Raw genomic sequence first — 21145 nt, forward strand, 5'->3', positions numbered from 1 at the left:
TATTAGAGTCAGATAATTGTTTTCGCAGAATGGATTGCAAGCTAAAGTGCCGGCTTATCGAAAGACGTGAAGACGCTATCCGGCAATTCCTGGAAAACCCTTACATTATGCGGGCCTTTGCCATCAGACCGGTCAGAGGATAATAGTACGCCTTCGTATTCCTTATAATTATCCCACGGCCATATTGCGGAAGGCTCTCCCTGACCAGCCTCTTTGAAATATGCCCATTGCCTCACCAGGTGATCGGTTTTATCAATGTAAACCTCATATTTGTTATCAGGGGTGGAGCCTACGCTTTCGAAGGTCAGCGTTATTACATCGGCTTTTATACCGGTAGCTGTAGTGTCTTCACGGCTATACTTTAAGGTAACACCGCTATCTTTTAACTTAAAGGGCATTACCAGCCAGTATGAGTCGTTGATCCAGATATCTTTTGCCCGATTTAGGTAAACCTGCAGTGAGTCAGGGTTGGTGATTTCACTACTGTCTTTGATAACCTTTCCTTCCAGAGTGTTAATATTGACCAGGTAGGTAGTTTTTCTTGACGGTACTTCAATACGTACCCTGCCGGTATGTTTGTCCCAAACAAGGTCCCTTTCCCCAAAGAAATTCCAGGCAATGTACCGGATGTTGTCGTAGTTCTTCCGGCCACCCATGGCTGCCATTACACTGTCGGCCAGCGCAATAGCGCGGGGGTCTGAACCGGCTTCATTAAAACCTTCAGCAGCAGGGTTCTGATTTGCCTGTTTTTCTTCGGCCTTTTGTTCAGGAGTATTACAGGCAAAGACTATGGCCAACAAGACAAGGAGTATAGACTTTTTCATTTGGTTTTTGGGTTGACTTGTTTATTTCTGATCTTAATTATGTCTGAGACTTTTACTTCATTTCCTTTAAAAATGTATTTACGCAAAATACCTTCAAAAGGCAGGATTATTAATGCTATCAATACCTGCATGATAAAATCCAGTACAGGAGAACTCGAAGAACCAAATTCATTTTCAGCCACCGTCTGGATAAACTCTATAATAATGATCAGGGTGAGAACGGCAAGTAGCCTGCTCACCAGGTGATATTTGGTGTCCAACTTCTTAAGTTTTACCGAAATAAACAAGAGCAGTGCCATGGTTAAAAACTCAAGGGCGTAAAACCAGGCCCTTTTCCAGTAAGGCGGAATAACTTTAAAGTGTACGGGCGCCGCTTCGTTAATTGCACCCAAAGTATTTCGGGATTTAACTTTGAGCACATATTCTCCTTCCGGCAGGTATGGAAAATTAATTTCGTTATAGTTGGACGACCATTCTGACCACTGATCATTCAGACCATCCAGTTTATAAGAATACTGGATGTCAAGCACCCCCGAATATTCCGGCTGTACAAACTCAAATATGAGGTTACTATTCTGCTGCTCAAACACCAGCTTAGGAGCCGGGGGCAGTATTTCAGAGTTAGTTTTGATGTCTTTTAAATAGAGTTTGTATCCGTTTGAGATGGTGCTTAAAGTGGGTTGGGCCAGCTTGTAGAGGTCGTTATTGTCAGTAATTACCCAATACTCCTCTTTTCGATCATCAGTAGCTATGTAATTGATGTTTTTAAAAAGGCTCAGCAGGTTTAATTTATCTGATGTTTTTTCCCGCACAAGGGTAGACCATCTTTGGTCCGCATGAATCCATACTTTTCCATCTGCCCCGGCCAGGTACCTGTCTATGTTGGATGCACTTCTTACCTTTTGTAGAGTATTTTTGCCATCCTGAATGGTGAATATTCCCGATTCGTTGATAAACAATATGCTGTCACCGGAGGCGGTTCCATAGGTTTCGTAGAAATAGGGGTTTTCTATATGGTACTCATCCATTTCCGTAATCTGGTCTCCTTTGAGCCGGATCCAATAAAGGTCATTGGTACTGCAAAACCAGATGCGATGGTGCTTGTCCTCAAAAATATGTTGCACATAATCTTTGTAATCACCAAATACTTCCATTTCGGGCAAACCCTCGGCCCGGTAATTAAAAACTTTCAGTTCGTCAGTATATGTACTGGTAAATATCTTGCCCAGGCTCTCGGAAACATAAAAATAGCGTACAGGCAGACGTGAGATAGGTGTTGCTTTTCCATCGGTGATCTCGAATAATCCGTCAAGCCCGCCACAAAACAAGCGGCCGCCTGCTGAGGCAAACTGGAAGGTTTTGGACTCAATACCTTCTATCTTCTTATACCGGTACTTGATGGATTGTAGTTCCCGTTCTATTTGTGCTTTGTAAACAGGGGCTGTTTTCCTTTCCTGCTTTTCGGCAGGCTTAATGTCTGTGTCCTTTTTATCCCTGTCTCTTTTTAGAAAGCTGAAAATACCGCCACTTTTGCCAGCGGCCTCCTCTTCTGCTTCTACTTCCGGTTCCTCATCCTGAGATCCTGGCACCTTCACATAGTGAACGGTTTCATTGTAATTCCTTATTTCATCGAGATGGTACACGCCCAGGCTGGTACCTACGTAAAGTTTGCCCCGGTGGTCCCTGGCTGATAGCATTTTGCCTTGCAGGCCGGGGTAACGATTGAAATTTTTAAAGGGAAAAGTGGGAGAGATCCTGGTCAGGCCAACTGCATGGGCAGCCCAAATACCGAGATTTTGGTCTATAGCCAGTGCCAATATTTCATTGTCGGGCAACCCGGTTTGGTAGTTAATTATCTCTTTGATCTCACCTTTTATAGGATCGATGAAAACAACACCGCCTTTTAAAGTGGAAATAGCGGCAAGTGAGTCACTAAACCAAATGCCTTTTTGAACGCCGCTTTCGGCGAGGTATCCCTGGTCGTTACTTATTTTTAAGGGCTTTAGCTTGTTTTGTTTGTATAAAAACAGTTCATGATCCGTGTTGCCAATGAGATAACCCTTCCCGTTAGGGCCTTCACAAATAAAGCCAGGTTCAAGGTCTCTTAGAGCCCGGTTTGCCGGACTTACCAGTTTAGTACCGTCAATGAGCTGCATTCCGCTATTGGTGGTCAGTGCATAAACCTTACCCTCTAAAGATAGCAGGTTGACCAGCTTGCCACTGTACCTGGGAGATATTTTTTGTATGGAGCCGCTTTCGATGTTGTATAAAAAAATGTGGGATTCATTAATGGCATAGAGCGTGTCTCCCTGAATAAGAATGGTAAAAATATCTTTCGCCTCAGGTACCCGGTCTGATAATGAAACATAGGATAAATTATAATTTGCATCCCTGCTCAGTCTTCCAAAGCCACTCCTGCCCCCGGCATAAATAACATTACTACTGCTAATGGCAAGACTGAATATAGCGGAAGGTGTTTTTGAAAAGTCCCAGTTTCTGCCGTCAAAAGTGAGAATACCCGCCCTGTTGGCTATGCATATGATGCCCCGGTGGTCTTGAACGATGTCAAAATTAACATTGTCGACACGGCTGCCCGTGGGTGAATAATGTGTAAGATAGAAATCTCCGTCCTGCGCTTTACTGAAAAAGAACAGGAATAGTAACAGTTGAACAAGAAAGAACTTTTTCACGGCCACACCTCTAGTTTGCCCTAAAGTACTGAAAGAATATGGATTAATTCAAATAAAAAGCCCCGAAGACATCCTCCGGGGCCCCTGAAATATAACTTTTTTACGGTTATTATATTCCTTGTGCTATCATAGCATCGGCTACTTTGGTAAAGCCGGCAATGTTAGCGCCCACCATATAGTTACCTTCAAAGCCATAATGTCTGGCCGCAATAAGGGCACTGTCATGGATTTCCTTCATGATTTTTTGCAACCTGTGATCTACTTCTTCGGCAGACCAGTAGGAGCCCAGGTAGTTCTGCATCATTTCAATTCCTGATGTGGCCACACCACCGGCATTGGAAGCTTTGCCTGGAGAATATAAAATGTCATTATCTATGATAGTATTAATGGCTTGAATGGTTAATGGCATGTTTGCACCTTCACCTATAAGGCGAATACCATTTTTGACCATATTTTCTGCGTCCTTGCCGTTTACCTCGTTTTGAGTGGCACATGGGAAAGCGCAATCGGCCTTAATGTCCCATAATGGATTGTACTCACCGTTGGTATCCTCTGTGTATTTAGCAGATTTGTATTTGTCAGCATACTCATGGATGCGGCCCCTTCGGTTATTTTTCAGGTCCTTGATGAATTCCAGTTTTTCTGAATTTATACCTTCTTCATCATAAATAAAACCTGAGGAGTCAGAAGCTGTTACCGGTTTTCCTCCCATATGAAGTATCTTTTCAATAGCGTGCTGGGCTACATTGCCAGATCCTGATACGAGGCAGCTTTTTCCTTTTATGCTGTCGCTCAGCCTGTTAAGCATGTTTTCTGCGAAATAGATCAGTCCGTAGCCTGTTGCCTCGGTACGCATTAAGCTACCGCCCCAACCAACACCTTTGCCGGTCAGTACACCGGTAAATTCATTGGTAAGTTTTTTATAAGTGCCGAACATATAACCTATTTCCCTTCCTCCTACACCGATATCACCTGCCGGTACATCAGTTCTGTGGCCTACATGCCGTGTGAGTTCAGTGAAAAAGCTTTGGCAAAACCTCATTACCTCAGTCTCAGATTTGCCTTTGGGATCAAAATCAGAGCCCCCTTTACCCCCACCCATAGGCAGGCCGGTCAATGCATTTTTAAATACCTGTTCGAAGGCAAGAAATTTAAGTATACCGGGGTATACCGATGGGTGAAACCTCAAACCACCTTTGTATGGCCCTATGGCGCTGTTCATTTGTACCCGGTAGCCTTTGTTGACCTGGATTTCTCCCTTGTCATCCATCCAGGTTACCCTAAACGATATGGTACGTTCAGGCTCAAGCATCCTTTCCAGAACCTTGTATTTTCTGTATTTGGGGTTTTTGTCCAGAACAGGCTTTACCGAATCGATTATTTCTTCGGCAGCCTGATGAAATTCCGGTTCTCCGGGGTTTCTTTCTTTTACGCTATTTAGTAAATCTGACATGGGTTAAGTTTAATTTTTATTAAATATAGTATAAGTACTTTTAATGCAAACGTTTTCTATATCATCTTTTGGTGTCTTTTTGCGAACTTATCAGACTGACGTCTATCCAGCCGGTAATGTTCTGCGAAGTGCGCACATATCTGAAGCCTTTATAGCTCGCTAAACTCTCCACCTGATAAGGTGGCACCAGGTGCGTTTTGGGTATACCGGTGCTGTCGGGTGATGAGCGTATGGCCACCGTTTCCTGCAACGTAATTTCTGTGCCGACGGTAACAGGTGTGACCAAACTTTTGAAAATATAACCTTCTTGCTGGTCAGGTAATTGGGCACGGTACCAGCCTTTACACTCACCGCTTATGGTCAGGTAAGTGTCCTCATTTAGCTGGCCGTTTACCTCATGCTGTGTACCCGGCCCCTTTCTGAAGTTTACCGTCTGCGAAATTACTTTATAAGGCTGGCCAAGTACGGCCGAATCAATGATTATACTTTCTACATCATTATCAATAGTCTGCACATATCCCAAAGGGTTAACAGCACCATATTGATAAATACCAAAGTGTAGATGTGGGGAGGTATATTTTGCGTTTCCCGTATTGCCGACAAGACCAAGGGTATCTCCTGCACTCACTGCTTTTCCTGCATTTACTAATTGACGGTCGAGATGTGCAAAATAGTAATTGAGGTTTCTTTTCAGGTCCTTCATCCAAACCACATTTCCTCCGAGGTTGCTGCTCCCTACCCGGGTCACTATACCTTTGGCGGGAGCAATTACCGGTGTTCCGCGATCGGCAAATATGTCTATTCCTTCATGCGACCTCAGCCCACCGTCACGTGGGTCTCCGAAAATACTCTGAATGGAACGGTTGGAGGCTCCGGATACCGGGTTGATGAGTGTGGGTGATACCGTGAGCGTAACGGTGTAGTAGATATCAACCAGCAATTCCGGCTGTAACCTTAAGAGGCAGTTTTGGTCTTTCTTGAATTCATGCTCCAAGTTGCTGCTGGAGTCTCCGTGTGCTATTTGGTTCCATTCATTATCGTCGAGTTCGAACAGGTCTACAAAAAGCGAGGCATTATCAGCTTTAGTGGCATCAAGCGATACCTTTAGCTTTTGACCTCTTTTGACCTGAAACCGATAGGTATGTGCATCTGGTGCGGAAGCATGGAAATATCCTGCCTCGCTATGGGGCATGGAAATAAAAAGGGAATCCCTGAGAGCATTTTCTCCAGCCTCTATCCACTGTTGGGCAATGGCAGTTTTTTTCAATTCTGCTTTTTCCAAAAGGCTCTTGTACTCCTCATAAGGGGTATGGCTCCGGAATGCTTCCTTTACCTTTTTAAACCCGTTGCACGACAGGAGGAATACTGTAATTAAAACTATCAATGCCCGCATGTAAAACTAACAGGCGGAGTTTATGAAAGTTTTTCCTTTAAAAAATCTGCTGTATGATTGTTTTCAAGCTTTACCATATCTTCCGGAACTCCCGCAAAGCATACATTACCACCACGCTCTCCTCCTTCGGGACCCATATCAATGATCCAGTCTGCGGATTTGATCACCTCCATGTTGTGTTCAATAATAATGACACTATGCCCCTGGTCTACCAGTGCATTGATGGAGTAAAGTAGTTTGGTAATGTCGTGAAAATGGAGACCTGTAGTAGGCTCATCAAAAATGAACAGGATGTGGTCTTTGCTGTCCCTGGAATTTTTGCCCAGGTAAGACGCCAGCTTAACCCTTTGTGCTTCACCACCACTGAGTGAATTGGAAGACTGACCCAAACCGATGTAACCTAACCCAACATCAAAGAGCGGCTGTAGTTTATTGAGAATAGGTGCCTTATCAGCAAAGAATTCAAGGCTTTCCTCAACAGTCAGGTCAAGAACATCCGCTATGTTTTTACCGTCGTACTCCACGTCGAGGATCTCCTGTTTAAACCGCTTGCCTTTGCAGCTTTCGCAGGTAAGGAAGATGTCGGCCATAAACTGCATCTCTATCTTCACCACACCTTCTCCCTGACAGGTTTCGCAGCGGCCACCGTCTACATTAAAGGAAAAATGTGAAGGTTTATATCCTCTTTGTTTGGATAATGGCTGATCCGCAAATAACTGACGGATAGCGTCATAGGCCTTGACGTAGGTTACAGGGTTAGATCGTGATGATTTACCGATAGGGTTCTGGTCCACAAACTCTATCTGGGTAATATTTTCGTAGTCGCCTTCCAGCTTGTCAAATTTCCCTGTTGCTTCTGAGACTGTACCTAATATTTTACCGACACCGGGATAAAGTATCTTCTTAACAAGAGTAGACTTACCCGACCCACTAACACCGGTAATTACCGTAAGCACTCCAAGTGGAAACTGCACACTGATGTTTTTCAGGTTATTCTCTATAGCTCCTGATATTTTAACCGAATCCTTCCATTTTCTTCGGTGCGTAGGAACAGGTATTTGCTCTTTGCCCAACAGGTATTTGGCAGTATAAGAATCAGCATTGTCGAGATCGGTAATGGTGCCCTGGAACACCAACTCCCCGCCATGGATACCTGCATCAGGCCCGATATCAATGATCTGGTCTGCTGCCTTCATCACTTCTTCTTCATGCTCCACCACGATCACGGTATTGCCCATATTGCGCAGTGATTCGAGCACACCCACCAACCTTTTGGTGTCGCGCGGATGAAGGCCTATGCTGGGTTCGTCCAATATATACATAGAGCCGACCAACGCACTTCCCAATGAAGTGGCCAGCTTTATGCGCTGAAACTCTCCACCTGATAAGGTGGCGGTCATTCTGTTAAGGGTCAAATAACCAAGGCCAACCCTGTTAATATAGGATAGCCGATTGTTAATCTCCTTTAAGAGCCTTCTGGCAATAGCTTCCTCGTGCCCGGTAAGTTTTATGTTGTCAAAAAATTCAATTACCCGTTCTATCGGCAATAATACCAGATCAGTAATTGATTTTTCATTGATCTTGACATATGAAGCATCTTTTCTCAACCTTGTTCCACGGCAGTCGGGGCATGTAGTGCGCCCGCGGTACCTGGAAAGAAGTACCCTGTATTGAATTTTGTGGGTTTTGGTTTCAAGGTGCTTAAAGAACTGGTTCAGGCCTTTGAAGTAGTCGTTCCCCGTCCACAAAACCTCTTTTTCCTGTTCGGTAAGCTCATTATACTGTCTGTGTATCGGGAAATCGAACCGGATGCCGTCTTTTAGAAGAGGGGTAAGCCACTTTTTCATGGTTTCACTTCTCCATGGTGCTATAGCACCTTCATATACTGACAGGCTTTTGTCCGGGATTACCAGGTCCGGGTCAATGCCCAGAACTTTGCCAAAGCCTTCGCATGTCCTGCAGGCTCCATAGGGGTTGTTGAAACTGAAAAAGTTGACATTGGGTTCATGAAATCGCATGCCATCGGCTTCAAACCTATCCGAAAACTCGCTTCTTCCTTTCCCCACAATGTGCACATAACAATCGCCTATTCCTTCAAAATATGCAGTCTGTACAGAGTCGGCAAGCCGGAATTGTGTGTCTTCATCTTCCGGTTTTACTACAGCCCGGTCTATAAGTATTTCCAGCTTCGGGCTTTTGCCCAAATCTTTCACATTTTCGAGCTGCTCCTCTATGAAAACGACCTCTTCATCTTTGAGTATACGTGTATACCCTTTGCTTAGCAGTATTTTAAGTTCCTGCTCCAGGGTACGTTCCTTATGCAGTTTAAGAGGGCAGCTTACCATTACTTTGGTGCCCTCTTCATGTTGGTTAATAAATTTTACAACATCCGAAACAGTATCTTTTGATACCTTCTGGCCACTTATGGGTGAATAGGTTACGCCAATGCGGGCAAACAACAGCTTCAGGTAGTCGTAGATCTCAGTAGTTGTTCCCACTGTTGATCTGGGGTTCCTCGTGTTTACCTTTTGCTCAATGGCTATGGCCGGCGACACCCCCCGGATATAATCTACTTCCGGTTTTTCCATTCGTCCAAGAAACTGCCGGGCATATGAACTCAGGCTTTCTACATACATGCGCTGCCCTTCGGCAAAGAGGGTGTCGAAAGCTAAAGATGATTTTCCCGAACCTGAAAGGCCGGTGATTACCACGAGTTTGTTCCTGGGTATGGCGACGCTGAGGTTTTTAAGATTATTAACCCGGGCACGTTTAATAATAATGTGCTCTTTGGGGTTCAGCGTATCTAAAAGTTGTTCTGTTTTGGCGTCTTGCATAGTGGTCGGCAAAGATACTATACAATTAACAGATAAAGAATGTTACACCAGAGTTATAAAAAATTTGAAGGGGTGAAAGATGAGGGCATCTGGCTTGGGTATTTACGGGGTTTATATTGGTTGGCAAACGGGTTATGCTTCGGCAAAAACACAATTGCCAACCAAGTCATGATCCTGCGAATAGTTATTAGCCTTCGAAGTCAGGGTCGTAATCATCCCCGACATCAATATCGTCATCCTCTTCCATGTTGTCATCCTCATCCACCTCCAGGTCATATTCTCCTTCGCTGTTTTTAGTCACGGCAATTTTGACCAGGTACATAGTGTCATCTGTTTCGAGAGGAACAACAAAAAACGGCTCATTTTTCGCGTTCGTTAAACGCATCAGATTACTTTCAAAACCATCAGGATATTTCTTTTTAAGCAGGGTTTTTAAAGTCGGATCTAGATTCTCAAGACTTTTGATTACTCTCTTCTTTTCCATTTGAGTTATTAACCTTCATTTAGCTGTTTTGTTCCGGGTGGAAAAGTAATAAAAGATTTATCATTCAATAAAATATTATTCTGAAAAATTTTCGTTTTTGGCAAAAAATTAACAATAGCCTGGCCGTATTAGAGAAGAAAAATTTATTGGCTAAAAATTTTGCATGTTATTTGTTTAATTCTTTACATTTGAAATTCCTTAAAAACTATTCAAAAATTAAACCCCGGGCAACAATATGATATAGACCTCTACGTTAACTAAATTGTAATACTTAATGGAGAATTATAAGATCAGTGATAGTAAGTTGGTATCACTTTACAAACAAGGTAACGAAGAGGCATTCGAACAGTTGCTTAAGCGGCACAAAGCCCGCATCTATACAACCATTTACCTCATTGTAAAGGATAATTACGTGGCAGAAGACCTCCTTCAGGAGACCTTTGTGAAAGCAATAAACACGATCAAAGGAGGAAGATATAACGAAGAAGGCAAGTTTCTGCCCTGGATAACCAGGATAGCCCATAACCTTTCTATCGATTATTTCAGAAAGGAAAAAAGGTATCCTACCATGATACTTGAAGATGGCAGTAAGGTCTTTAATACTTTGGAGTTTGCCGAAGACTCAATAGAGTCCGTACAAATAAAAAATGATACACATTCTAAGCTAAGGGATTTGATACAAGAGTTACCTGATGCACAGAAGGAGGTATTAATAATGAGGCATTACATGGATATGAGTTTTCAGGAAATAGCTGAAAATACGGGAGTGAGCATTAATACTGCTTTGGGAAGAATGCGATATGCCCTCATTAACCTGAGGAAGAAAATGAAACAATATAATATTGCCTATGACCAAGACATTTACCCAAGATGATGTAATCAGGTATGTTTACGATGAAGTTGAAGGAGAAGATCGTGAAGAGATCAAGCAAGCGATCATCTGCGATTCTGAACTTCAGGACCTGTACAAAGAACTTATTGCCATTAAAAGACAATTAGATCAAAGTATGAAGTCACCTTCGGATAAGGTGACAGAAAGTATTCTTAATTATTCAAAATCTTTAAATTTGCTCTCCAACAAATGATGGAATGCAGCGAAAAGAAAGATTTGAAAAGTTTGTAGAATATTTCACCACTCATCAGCCTGATGCGGAGACCGAGTTAAACTACGGCAATCCGTTTGAGCTGCTTATAGCAGTAATACTGAGTGCTCAGTGTACCGATAAGCGGATCAATCAGGTTACGCCTGCGCTGTTTAAGGACTTCCCTACGCCGGAGCACCTTGCAGCCAGCCACTTTGATGAACTTTTCCCTTACATACGGTCAGTTTCCTATCCTAATAACAAGACCAAACACCTGCTGGGCATGGCCAAGATGCTGGTGGAGGATTTTAACTCTGAGGTCCCGGCTGACCTGAAAGAACTTCAAAAGCTGCCGGGAGTAGGTCGAAAAACGGCCAATGTAATAGCCTCGGTGATCTACAACCAGCCTACCATGGCTGTGGATACCCATGTGTTCAGGGTATCTAAAAGGCTGGGACTGGTTAATCAGAACGCCAACACGCCCCTGGAAGTAGAGAAGCAACTGGTAAAGCACATTCCGGAAGAATACATCTCAAGGGCGCATCACTGGCTTATATTGCATGGCAGGTATGTTTGCCTTGCCAGGAAACCTAAATGCGAAGAATGCAAGATCACACACTTTTGCAGGTACTTTGAGAAGAACTACCTTCAAGTGTGATCAGCCTATGAAAATCGTTATCATTCACCAATATTACAAAACCCCCGAGGAGGGTGGTGCGATACGATCGTACTATATTGCAAAACATCTGGCTGGCCTTGGCCATGAGGTGAATGTGATTACAGCTTTTAACGATAAGAAATATCAAGTCAAGAAAGATGGCCGGGTTACCGTACATTACTTGCCGGTTTACTATACCAATCATTTGAGCTTTTTAAGCCGCATTCATGCCTTTTACCGGTTTGTAAAAAAATCAATTGACCTCTTCAAAAAATTGCAGTCGGTTGACCTCAACTATGTCATTACCACACCGTTGACCACCGGCCTGATAGCGCAATATGCAAAGCGCAAATACGGGACACCCTATATTTTTGAGGTAGGCGACCTCTGGCCAGATGCACCCGTAAGCCTCGGGGTGTTGAAGAATGGTCTCCTGAAGAAACTAGCTTACAAACTTGAAAAAAGCAGCTACAAAAATTCCTGCGAATTGGTGGCCCTGTCCCCGGATATTAAAAGTGCCATTGAGCAAAAGGTACCTGGTCGCAATGTGGAGGTAATCACCAATTTTGCCGATACTGCCTTTTTTAGCCCGGCCGATAAGCGTAAAAGTCTCTTAAAAAAATATGCTGTAGAGAATAAGTTTGTAATAACCTATACAGGCACAGTGGGCATGGCCAATCACCTGGAATACCTGCTTGATGTTGCTGAATTAGCGCAGAAAAATGAAAAAAATATTCGGTTTCTTATTGCTGGTTCAGGAGCCCGGTGGGAAGCAGTCAGAGAGAAGGCATTCAAACGTGAGCTGGGCAATATTACCTTCATTGACTTTTTAGACAAGGAGGGCGTTAAGGAAATCCTTAATGTATCCGATGCTGTTTTCATATCTTTTAAAAACTCACCCGTGCTGGCGACAGGCAGCCCAAATAAGTTTTTTGATGGCCTGGCAGCCGGGAAATTGATCATCATTAACTTCAAGGGCTGGATTAATGCGCTGGTTGAAAAACACAGATGCGGTTTCAGTTATCCTCCGGAAAATCCTCAGGCATTTTTGGATCAGGTGGAGCCATACATGAATGATCCGCAACTTTTACATCAAGCTCAGGCCAGTGCACGCCAATTGGCCGGGGACTTTACACCGGCAACGCAATTGGATAAGCTTACCCGGCTGATTGAAAGGATTGAGGAGACTCAACGCCCGTAAACTGTATTTAGTGTTTTCAGTTTACGTTCCAGCGCAGAAGTCAAACTTTCCCGCTGCATTCTCCAAAGCCAGTTTCCGTTAATGGTGCCCGGCTGATTCATCATGGCTTCTTCCCCCAGCCCGAGAATATCCTGCATGGGTATTATGACAAGGTCTGCTACTGACATCAGGCACATTCTTTGAAATAACTCAGCGACATTGGTATGCATAACCCTGCGTCCAAAGTACGCCGTCAAACGTCTGCGTTCCTGCCTGGATGTGCGCTGATACCAGCCTTTTACTGTATTGTTATCATGCGTGCCCGTATATACTATGCTATTCCTGAGGTGATTATGAGGAATGTATGGGTTGGTGGCCATATCATCGCCAAAGGCAAAAAGCAGTACTTTCATTCCCGGAAGGGCATACCTGTCGCGAAGCTTGTGCACGTGTTCATCTAATGAGCCCAGATCTTCAGCTATGAAAGGCAGATCAGGGTAAACCTCTTTAATGGTTTTGAAAAAGGCATTTCCCGGTGTTTTTTGCCAGGTGCCATTGATGGCTGTTTCGTCTCCGGCTGGTACATCCCAGTAAGCAGAAAAGGCCCGGAAATGGTCAAACCTTACCACATCAAAAAGTAGCATGTTTTGTTTAATGCGTTCCATCCACCAGTGGAAATTGTCCTTGCCAAGAGCATTCCAGTCATAGACGGGTGTTCCCCATAGCTGCCCTGTTTCGCTGAAGTAATCTGGAGGAACGCCTGAAACACTGAGCGGCCTTTTGTTTGCATCGAACTTGAAGTATTTGGTATTGGCCCAACAATCAGCACTATCGTAGCTTACATAGAAGGGTATATCACCAATAAACCTGATTCCCTTTTTATGGCTATAGGTTGTCAGGCTCTTCCACTGGCTGAAAAAAAGGAATTGCAGGAATTTTTCTTTTTCAATATGCTCGTCCAGTTCCAGCTTTACTTTTTTCAAAGCGGCCGGTTTCCTGTCCCGGAGCTCCTCAGGCCAATTCATCCACCCGGTATTGTTAAGATGAGCTTTTAGAGCCATGAACAGTGAATAATCATCCAGCCACGATTTATTTTTACGGCAAAAGCCCGCATAACCCTTATGACTATCTTTATTGCCCCTGAATTTATTCCAGGCTTTTTCCAGTAGCTTCTTTTTATATTTTATTACTTCTTCAAATACTACATGGTCTTTCGCGAACTGAAAACTATGCTTAAGATCAGATTTTACCAGATACCCTTCATCAACCAGTAGTTCGGGGCTGATGAGCAGTACATTGCCAGCAAATGCTGAAGGGCTGCTGTATGGCGAGTTGCCCAAATGATATTCCGTAGGGTTTAAGGGAAGAATTTGCCAATACTTTTGACCAGCATTGTGCAGAAAATCGACAAATTCATAGGCAGCAGGCCCCATATCACCTATGCCATGGGGGGAAGGCAGGGAGGTTATATGGAGTAATATGCCGCTGCTTCTGTCAATTTTCATAAGCCGGAACCTTTTAACATGGCAATAGGAAATTGGGATAGTGCTTCGTGTATGTAGAGTTTATCTGTCGCCTCCAGTTTATCACCGGTCAAAATATTTGTAAAGGCAAATCGTTGCTCTTTGGGAAGGGCAATGGAAGTATCTGACCAGGTAGTTTTGCCAACAGGAAAGTTCATTTCGTCGCAAAGAGCAACGATTTGCCTTGGCACAATAATAATATACCAATCGGTATGAAGTTTCCTTCCGTAGCTGATGACATGATCTTTTTGTTCGCCGGATACCTCAAAAGGCAGATAATCACCCTCGTCAAATATGCTCTGGTTCAGCCTTCGTTCCTGCAGGCATTTGTAAAGCGTATACATTTTTATGCGTCCGTCGTGGAGGTTGTCAAGAAGTGCTTGCAGGTACTCAGCTTTGCCGTCATTCACTTTTATTTCCCTCAGCATCTGGGCACGCAGATCATAATCAACCGGCCTGCGGTTGTCTGGGTCTACATACGATAAGTCCCAAAGTTCCGTGCCCTGGTAAATATCAGGTATACCAGGGGCAGTCGTCTTTACCAGACATTGCCCGAGTGAATAGATGGCGCCAAAAAAAGCCGTTTTGCTGCTGAATGGTTCAAACGAAGCTTTGAAATCATCACTCTCAAGTATGGAACTGATAAAATCAAAAACAGCCTCTTCATATGCTTCATCAGGTTCTGACCAACTGGTATGTACTTTAGCTTCCCGAAGCACCTTTTGCATATAATCCCGGGTGCGCAGGATAAAGCTGTCATGCGATGCTTCCGGCTGAGGAAGAGCACCAATTAATGTCTGATAGATAAAGTACTCTTCGTTATGGCCCGGGGCATCAGGTTTATTTTTGAGGGCCTCATTTATCTTTCTCCATGTATCAACCTTTGCAAACCATTCTTCCGGCATTTCGCTCAGTACGTTGATCCGCATCCGGGCATCTTCGCCGCGTTTGGTGTCGTGCGTGGCGGTGGCATTCACTGATAATGGGAAGTGCTCTTTTCGTAGCCTCATCCTTTCGTTAAAGGCGGAGGCCGTTATACCAAAAATGTGTGGGGTGTCACCAACTTCGTTGTGGGAAATCAGTCTGTTGTAGATGTAAAAGGCCGTGTCCTCAACGCCTTTGGCCGCCAAGGGCCCTGTAAACTGCTGACATCTCTGCAGGAAGTACAGGGCTGATGCTTCCGGCTTATCAGAATTGCCGGTAAAAATGCGTTTGAAGTATTCCAACTGTTCCCGTAGTGCAGGTATCTTCTGTGCTGCTACCTTGAAAGCTTCTGCTATAATACCCGACTGCCTGCCTGACAATGGAAACTTTTTAGGGTAGATCCTGTAAACAGGAAAGCCTGCCATAAAAGCCGCCAGAGCCTCAGTCCAGGTTTCCTTGTCGTGGTCCATTTGAAGCAGGCCAAGTTCCTGCATCAAAAGGTACAAATTGTTCAATTCCCCTCCCATCCGCTCTTTCAGGATAAAGAGCTTTTTATCATAGATAAGCTCTTCGTAAGGCTGTTCATCGGGGCAAATTTTTTGATATTCCCTGGTAAAAGCTTTTTCACTGTTGAGGTCGGTAAACAAGTGATTGACAACGGCTAGAAAACCATAGCCACTTGTGCCCTGGATAGGCCATTGATAGGGCAGGGTTTCTTCCCATTCCAGTATTTTTTCTATGATGATGTACCGGTCTGGCCCCACCAGCTTTCTCAAACTGTCAAGGTAGTTTTCAGGGTCAAACAAGCCATCTATATGGTCTATTCTTAGCCCGTTAAATATTTTTTGGTCACATAGTTCTTTAATCAGCTCATGGTACTTCGCAAATACAGTCGCATCTTCCATTCGCAGGCATAGCAGGTCGTTGATGGTGAAAAAACGCCTGTAGTTGATCTCTTTTTCAGTTTTTTTCCAATAAGCCAATTGAAAATATTGGTGACTGAGCAGGTCGAGGAGGAGCTCACGGGACGAACTTATGGTTTCCGTTACATTGAGTATGGCATCCTGCACTTCTTCATCCTGTTCAAAAAGCTGATGCAGCTCCATTTTATAATGCTGCCAGTTGGCTTCATGGGTGGGCACATTTTCTATCTCTTCGGTAATTTCCTCCAGCCGCTTGTAAATATTATTGTCACTAGATAATCGCTTTTCAATGATGTTTTGCGCAATTGAAATGATTTGCGGGTATGATTTAATACTGACAGGATATTTGTTGTCGAAATAGTAAAAGTTAAACGTACCCTTATCATACCTGATCGTGAGCCCACCTTTTTGTACTACTTCCTCCAGGGGCTCTCCCAGAAAAGGCGCCATCACCTTTCCTCCTCCTGCGCCGTCTTCCCAATGGATATCAAAGAATTCGCGAAACTCTGAGGCAGAGCCCTTTTCAAGCACATCATACAACCAGGTATTGGTGCTGTCAAAAGCCATGTGGTTAGGTACTATGTCCTGCAACCACGACATATTTCTGCTTTTGAGATCGCGACTTATTTCCTGCAGCTCTTCAATGGTTCCTGTTTCCTTGTTGATCTTTAGCGGATCAGTGACATCATAGCCATGCGTACTTCCTTTCCGGGCCTGAAATATCGGTGACGCATATACCGTGGAAATATTCATTTCTTCCAGATACGCAATAATTTTCTTTAGCGCTTTGAAAGGAAAGGCCGATGATAGCTGCACCCGGTATGTGGAAGAAGGAATATTCATTTTCTTATGCTAAACAACAAGGTTCAGGTTTTTGTATAATGCATCGAATAGTTGGCACCAACTTTCAGCATCAGGGTTATTGCCCCGTTCACAGCGTGTCATATATGTCTCATAGATATTTGTCTTGATCAGGAAAGCTGTATTTTGGGCTTCCCAAAGTTCAGGTTTTATATCTCCTCTTTTGATCAGCCTTAGCAGGTCAACAATGTATTGCAGAAGTTCATTGTCATTTGGGTCTTTAGCCAGTTCGTCGATCAAAGCACGGACCCTTTCATTGGCGAGATAATTTAAAGTGACCGTATCAAGCTCAACGGCTATTCTTTTGGCCACATCAAGCAGGTTTTCCAGTGCTTTCAGGTTAATCTCTTCAGCCTCAAACATATTGATCAGCTTTGTATTTATAGCCAGGTCAATAGGTAGTTTGAGCTGTTTGGGGACCGCCATGTTGATTTCATCAAACACCTGCAAAAGCTGGTAATTGTTTTCGTAGAGCTGATAAATAGTACCTTCTGCATTTTTCAGTGTATTCTCCATAACCAGCTCCATGATCTGGCGCTGTTCGTCGCGGAAAAGGTGCCAGAAAGAGTAATTGTGGTTCCCGAAATACTTGTCGAGCAGGTTAAAGATCTCGTAAATCCGACTCTTCTTAAATGCATCTGCAATCTCCGAATGCAGCTCCGAAAGGGCTTCACTACCCAGATAGGGCCGGACGCCACCAAACAGGTTATGCTCGCCCATGTGGATAACAGCATATGAAATATCAATTTCTTCCCAGGTAATATTTGACCTGAAATGCGTGCGGCCGACCACAAGCTTTTGCTTGCCGGCCTCGTAATAGTTTTTGCTTTTGGAGGCTGCGCTGAAACTATAGAGGATGGTTTCGTCGGGAAACTCCTCAAAAACCGAAGATACGGCAAAGTGGGCACCCACACGAAGCATGTCTACGATCATGGGTTTCACATGCCTGTGATAAGCTGCTGCTGCATTGCCATAGTCAGGGATGTTACTGGGTATTTTTTCCAGCAGGCCAACAAATTCTTTTTCATATGAGTGTCCGCTTATATCTTCTGCAAGTTGCAAAGCTCGGGCTGCGTAGAAAATATCCTGCATGGACTCAATGCCGGTAACTTCGTCAAAAAACCACCCGCAACTAGTATACATGAGCATAGAATGGTACTGCATCTCCAGCAGTTTCAGCAGTTTGGTTTGATCTTCCTTATCAAGGTTTTCCCCGAAGTGCTTTTTCAGGAATTCCGATACATTTTCTTCCGAACGATCGAGTACAACGCTGACATAGGCATTTCTGATCTCCCAGGGGGCTGCATTATACGCATTGATCTCTTTTTCATAAAGCGCTATGGTTTTTTCCCTCACCCAGTCAAAAGCTTTTCTAAGCGGGCCACGCCACTCCTGTGTCCATCCGGGTCGGCCGCCGGTATTGCAGCCACAGTTTGAGTTCCATCGTTCTACTCCATGAGCACAGCTCCAGGAGGTGTTTTCCAAAATTTCCACTTCGTATTGAGGGGGGAATTTTTCAAGATAGTCCCCATACACCGTAAGCTCAACGGACTGGTCTTTTTCAATAAAATTCAAGCCATACGACAGGGCCATTTCCCCCAAGCGGTGATGGTGGCCATAGCTTTCGCCATCCGTGGCGATATGCACAAGCTGTGGATCGTCTTCGTCTTTAAACTGCCCCAGCAGGCGTGAGGCAAAGCCTTCGCCATTGTTGAGTAACCCCTCAAAAGCTACTGCCTGCGATGCCGATGCATCATAAAAGAACAAGGCTATGCTTTTTCCTGAAGGTAAATTGCAGATATATGAATTCCGGGAATTGATCTTTGCACCCGTTCCGTCCTTCCATTCCGTATCACCAATTTTCCTATACCTTTTGGCCTGGTATGGAGAAAGTATCGTAAACTTAATATTATGTGCCGCCAGTACTTCGAGCGTTTCCGTGTTTGCTGCAGTTTCTCCCAGCCACATGCCTTCGGGGTCACGGCCGAACCTCGACCTGAAATCCTCAATGCCCCAAATCACCTGGGTTTCCTTGTCCCTTTGGTTTGCCAGTGGCATGATCATGTGATTGTAAGCCTGGGCCAATGCTGAGCCATGCCCCGAGAAGTGTTCCAAACTCTCCTTATCGGCTTGCAGGATAGCTGCATAGGTTTCCGGGGCTTCAATCTCCATCCATGCGAGAAGTGTCGGGCCCATATTGAAGCTCATCCAGGCGTAGTTGTTAATGATATCTACAACCTTGCCTTCTTCATTCAATATCCTCGATGCAGAGTTTCTTGCATAGCACTCGGCATTTATCCTGTGGTTCCAGTCGTGGTAAGGATAAGCCGAATCTTGTATTTCCACTTTGTTCAGCCATGGGTTTTCCCTGGGGGGCTGATAGAAGTGGCCATGTATACACAGGTATTTTTTTATATCACTCATTAATTTATGAATTTTCGCTTTTGTAGAGTACCATAGATTCCGGGGCTACTTCAATTTCTTCTCCTTTTTGCAGAATGGTTTTACCCGGGCAGCCCTTTCCTCTCCAGCGCTCATCTGATGACGAGCATATCTTGTACCATCTCTCCAGAAAGGCAGGCATGTTGATATGTTGTGTTTCCTTACTAAAGTTAAGCACTAACAGCAAGATACCAATGCCCGGGCTGGCATCTTTTGATCTCACAATCAGTAGTTTTTGCTGCTCGTGAACTTCCGTATCCACATGCCTTTCGAAGAAGGCAGAAAACATGCCCTGCTTGCGTAGCGATATCATGTATTGATAGTAAGTGAACAATGCTTTTTGCTCAGGATCCTGATGGAAATCCCATTTTAATTTTGAGCGATTATAAGTTTCTTCGGCCTGAGGATCAGGCACCTGACCTTTCCATTTAAATGCCTTGAATTCGTTGGAGCGTCCCTTTCTCACGGCTTCTACCAGGTCTGGGTCTCCGTGGCTGATAAAGTATAGAAAAGGATGGCGTTCTGCATATTCTTCCCCCATAAAAAGCATGGGGATGTATGGGGATATGAGCATGGTACCAGCCATCAGCTTTAGCATTTCAAATGAGACCAGCTCTACCGGCCTTTCCCCTAGCATTCTGTTGCCCACCTGGTCATGGTTTTGGATGCATACCACAAACCGGCTCGATGCCATAGCCTGGGGATTGCTCCCCACGGTCCTTTTCCTGAATGGGGAATAAATTCCGTCATAAATGAATCCTTGCCTGAAGGCTTTAGCCAAGTGCTCCACTTTACCGTAGTCCTGGTAATAACCGTTGTATTCTCCGGTAGCCAGCGTGTGTACGGCATGATGGAAATCATCGGTCCACTGAGCATCAAGCCCATAGCCTCCTTTTTCATAAGGCTCCATAATTTTCACATCATTAAGCTCACTTTCGGCTATCAAGAAGTACCGTTTTCTGTTTTTTATCTGGAGCTCATCAATGCTCTGGCGCAGCTCTTTCAGGAAGTGGTAAGCCCCGTGGTCAATGATAGCATGGACAGCATCCAGCCTTAAGCCGTCAATGTGGTAATCATCCAGCCACATGAGTGCATTCCTTAGAAAGTATGCCCTTACATGGTCACTATAGGCATCATCGAAATTTAAAGCCTTGCCCCATGGCGTGGAGTGCTTGCCTGTAAAATACGGGCCATATTCTGCGAGATAATTGCCCTCCGGCCCCATATGGTTATACACAACATCAAGAATTACCGCAATATTTTTCTGGTGGCAGGCATCAACCAGTTTTTTCAACCCCTCACTACCTCCGTAAGTGTCTTGCACAGCATAAGGATAAACCCCATCGTACCCCCAGTTCCTACCTCCCGGGAATTGTGCAATGGGCATGATCTCAATGGCATTCACTCCAAGGGTCAGGAGATGGTCAAGTCTGGAAATGGCCGATTCAAATGTACCCTCGGGTGTGAAGGTACCGATGTGAAGCTCATAAATGATGAGGTCCTTTAAGGCTATTCCTTCCCATTCCGAATCGCCCCAGACATAATCATGTTCATCAACTACCGCCGACCAGGAATGTACACCATCGGGCTGCGCTTTTGATGACGGATCGGGGTATGCTGCCTTTCCATCAAGAATGAACCTGTATTTGGTTCCTGCTTTAACGCCAGGTATCTCTTTGCTCCAGTAACCGAACTCATCCTTTTTCAGCGGGGTAGTTGCAAGGCCTGAATCTTCAAACTCTATATCCACCGTTTTCCGGAATGGAGCCCAGACTGTAAACAAACAGCTATGGCCTGTTAGCATTGCCCCTGTTGATTTTATCATGGCTTCGTTTTTTGCTTCTTCCAATTTAGTGATTGCACTGCCCTGTCAA

The 21145-nt window shown here is 44.4% G+C and carries 14 protein-coding genes; 4 read left to right on the top strand and 10 right to left on the bottom strand.

Features of this window, described 5'->3' with window-relative positions:
- Positions 1 to 41 precede the first annotated feature (41 nt).
- The 6 genes from E1163_RS24895 to E1163_RS24920 form a co-directional block, all read right to left on the bottom strand.
- On the bottom strand, positions 42 to 824 hold the full coding sequence (locus E1163_RS24895) for a hypothetical protein (protein ID WP_246223885.1): 783 nt from the start codon (positions 822 to 824) through the stop codon (positions 42 to 44).
- Complete coding sequence (locus tag E1163_RS31580) at positions 821 to 3514, bottom strand: triple tyrosine motif-containing protein (protein ID WP_155175498.1); 2694 nt, start codon at positions 3512 to 3514, stop codon at positions 821 to 823. The genes E1163_RS24895 and E1163_RS31580 overlap by 4 nt, the downstream gene beginning before the upstream one ends.
- A gap of 109 nt (positions 3515 to 3623) precedes the next feature.
- Positions 3624 to 4967, bottom strand: coding sequence for an NADP-specific glutamate dehydrogenase (gene gdhA, locus E1163_RS24905; RefSeq protein ID WP_155175499.1), 1344 nt, complete (start codon positions 4965 to 4967; stop codon positions 3624 to 3626).
- Positions 4968 to 5028: 61 nt separating this feature from the next.
- Positions 5029 to 6351 carry a peptidoglycan DD-metalloendopeptidase family protein gene (locus E1163_RS24910; protein ID WP_185156206.1) on the bottom strand — a complete coding sequence of 441 codons (1323 nt, stop codon included), beginning with the start codon at positions 6349 to 6351 and terminating at the stop codon, positions 5029 to 5031.
- A 29-nt stretch (positions 6352 to 6380) separates the two neighbouring features.
- The gene (gene uvrA, locus E1163_RS24915; protein ID WP_155175502.1) at positions 6381 to 9194 is read right to left on the bottom strand and encodes an excinuclease ABC subunit UvrA; all 2814 of its coding nucleotides are present in this window, start codon (positions 9192 to 9194) and stop codon (positions 6381 to 6383) included.
- 187 nt (positions 9195 to 9381) lie between these two features.
- Positions 9382 to 9678, bottom strand: a complete 297-nt coding sequence (locus E1163_RS24920) for a hypothetical protein (RefSeq protein ID WP_155175505.1) — start codon at positions 9676 to 9678, stop codon at positions 9382 to 9384.
- Between the two features lie 274 nt (positions 9679 to 9952).
- Between E1163_RS24920 and E1163_RS24925 the strand changes: the two genes are divergently transcribed.
- Genes E1163_RS24925 through E1163_RS24940 form a run of 4 tightly spaced genes read left to right on the top strand, consistent with a single transcriptional unit; the run spans position 9953 to position 12619 of the window.
- A complete protein-coding gene (locus E1163_RS24925) occupies positions 9953 to 10552 on the top strand; it encodes an RNA polymerase sigma factor (RefSeq protein ID WP_155175507.1) in 600 nt (199 codons plus the stop codon).
- Positions 10527 to 10763, top strand: a complete 237-nt coding sequence (locus tag E1163_RS24930) for a hypothetical protein (protein WP_155175509.1) — start codon at positions 10527 to 10529, stop codon at positions 10761 to 10763. The genes E1163_RS24925 and E1163_RS24930 overlap by 26 nt, the downstream gene beginning before the upstream one ends.
- Positions 10764 to 10767: 4 nt before the next feature.
- Complete coding sequence (gene nth, locus E1163_RS24935; protein ID WP_155175511.1) at positions 10768 to 11418, top strand: endonuclease III; 651 nt, start codon at positions 10768 to 10770, stop codon at positions 11416 to 11418.
- A gap of 7 nt (positions 11419 to 11425) precedes the next feature.
- Entirely contained in the window at positions 11426 to 12619 is a 1194-nt protein-coding gene (locus E1163_RS24940) for a glycosyltransferase family 4 protein (RefSeq protein WP_185156207.1), read from the top strand.
- Here the strand turns inward: E1163_RS24940 and malQ are convergent.
- From malQ to treZ, 4 genes are read right to left on the bottom strand one after another with little or no spacing between them, the layout of a single operon-like run.
- A complete protein-coding gene (malQ, locus tag E1163_RS24945; RefSeq protein WP_155175514.1) occupies positions 12607 to 14103 on the bottom strand; it encodes a 4-alpha-glucanotransferase in 1497 nt (498 codons plus the stop codon). The genes E1163_RS24940 and malQ overlap by 13 nt on opposite strands.
- Positions 14100 to 16811 (bottom strand): malto-oligosyltrehalose synthase, encoded by a 2712-nt coding sequence (treY, locus tag E1163_RS24950; RefSeq protein WP_155175516.1) that lies wholly within the window; start codon positions 16809 to 16811, stop codon positions 14100 to 14102. The genes malQ and treY overlap by 4 nt, the downstream gene beginning before the upstream one ends.
- Positions 16812 to 16820: 9 nt before the next feature.
- Complete coding sequence (locus E1163_RS24955) at positions 16821 to 19253, bottom strand: DUF3536 domain-containing protein (RefSeq protein ID WP_155175519.1); 2433 nt, start codon at positions 19251 to 19253, stop codon at positions 16821 to 16823.
- Between the two features lie 4 nt (positions 19254 to 19257).
- Positions 19258 to 21096: a malto-oligosyltrehalose trehalohydrolase gene (gene treZ, locus E1163_RS24960; RefSeq protein WP_155175521.1), complete on the bottom strand. Its 1839-nt coding sequence runs from the start codon at positions 21094 to 21096 to the stop codon at positions 19258 to 19260.
- Between the last annotated feature and the right edge of the window lie 49 nt (positions 21097 to 21145).

It is taken from the genome of Fulvivirga kasyanovii (assembly GCF_009711405.1).
Taxonomy (GTDB): domain Bacteria; phylum Bacteroidota; class Bacteroidia; order Cytophagales; family Cyclobacteriaceae; genus Fulvivirga; species Fulvivirga kasyanovii.

Excerpts from the sequence above, each read along its gene's own strand:
- E1163_RS24895 (WP_246223885.1), bottom strand. The coding sequence starts at position 824 with ATGAAAAAGTCTATACTCCTTGTCTTGTTGGCCATAGTCTTTGCCTGT.
- gdhA (WP_155175499.1), bottom strand. The coding sequence starts at position 4,967 with ATGTCAGATTTACTAAATAGCGTAAAAGAAAGAAACCCCGGAGAACCG.
- uvrA (WP_155175502.1), bottom strand. The coding sequence starts at position 9,194 with ATGCAAGACGCCAAAACAGAACAACTTTTAGATACGCTGAACCCCAAA.
- E1163_RS24920 (WP_155175505.1), bottom strand. The coding sequence starts at position 9,678 with ATGGAAAAGAAGAGAGTAATCAAAAGTCTTGAGAATCTAGATCCGACT.
- E1163_RS24925 (WP_155175507.1), top strand. The coding sequence starts at position 9,953 with ATGGAGAATTATAAGATCAGTGATAGTAAGTTGGTATCACTTTACAAA.
- E1163_RS24930 (WP_155175509.1), top strand. The coding sequence starts at position 10,527 with ATGACCAAGACATTTACCCAAGATGATGTAATCAGGTATGTTTACGAT.
- nth (WP_155175511.1), top strand. The coding sequence starts at position 10,768 with ATGCAGCGAAAAGAAAGATTTGAAAAGTTTGTAGAATATTTCACCACT.
- E1163_RS24940 (WP_185156207.1), top strand. The coding sequence starts at position 11,426 with ATGAAAATCGTTATCATTCACCAATATTACAAAACCCCCGAGGAGGGT.
- malQ (WP_155175514.1), bottom strand. The coding sequence starts at position 14,103 with ATGAAAATTGACAGAAGCAGCGGCATATTACTCCATATAACCTCCCTG.
- treY (WP_155175516.1), bottom strand. The coding sequence starts at position 16,811 with ATGAATATTCCTTCTTCCACATACCGGGTGCAGCTATCATCGGCCTTT.
- E1163_RS24955 (WP_155175519.1), bottom strand. The coding sequence starts at position 19,253 with ATGAGTGATATAAAAAAATACCTGTGTATACATGGCCACTTCTATCAG.
- treZ (WP_155175521.1), bottom strand. The coding sequence starts at position 21,096 with ATGATAAAATCAACAGGGGCAATGCTAACAGGCCATAGCTGTTTGTTT.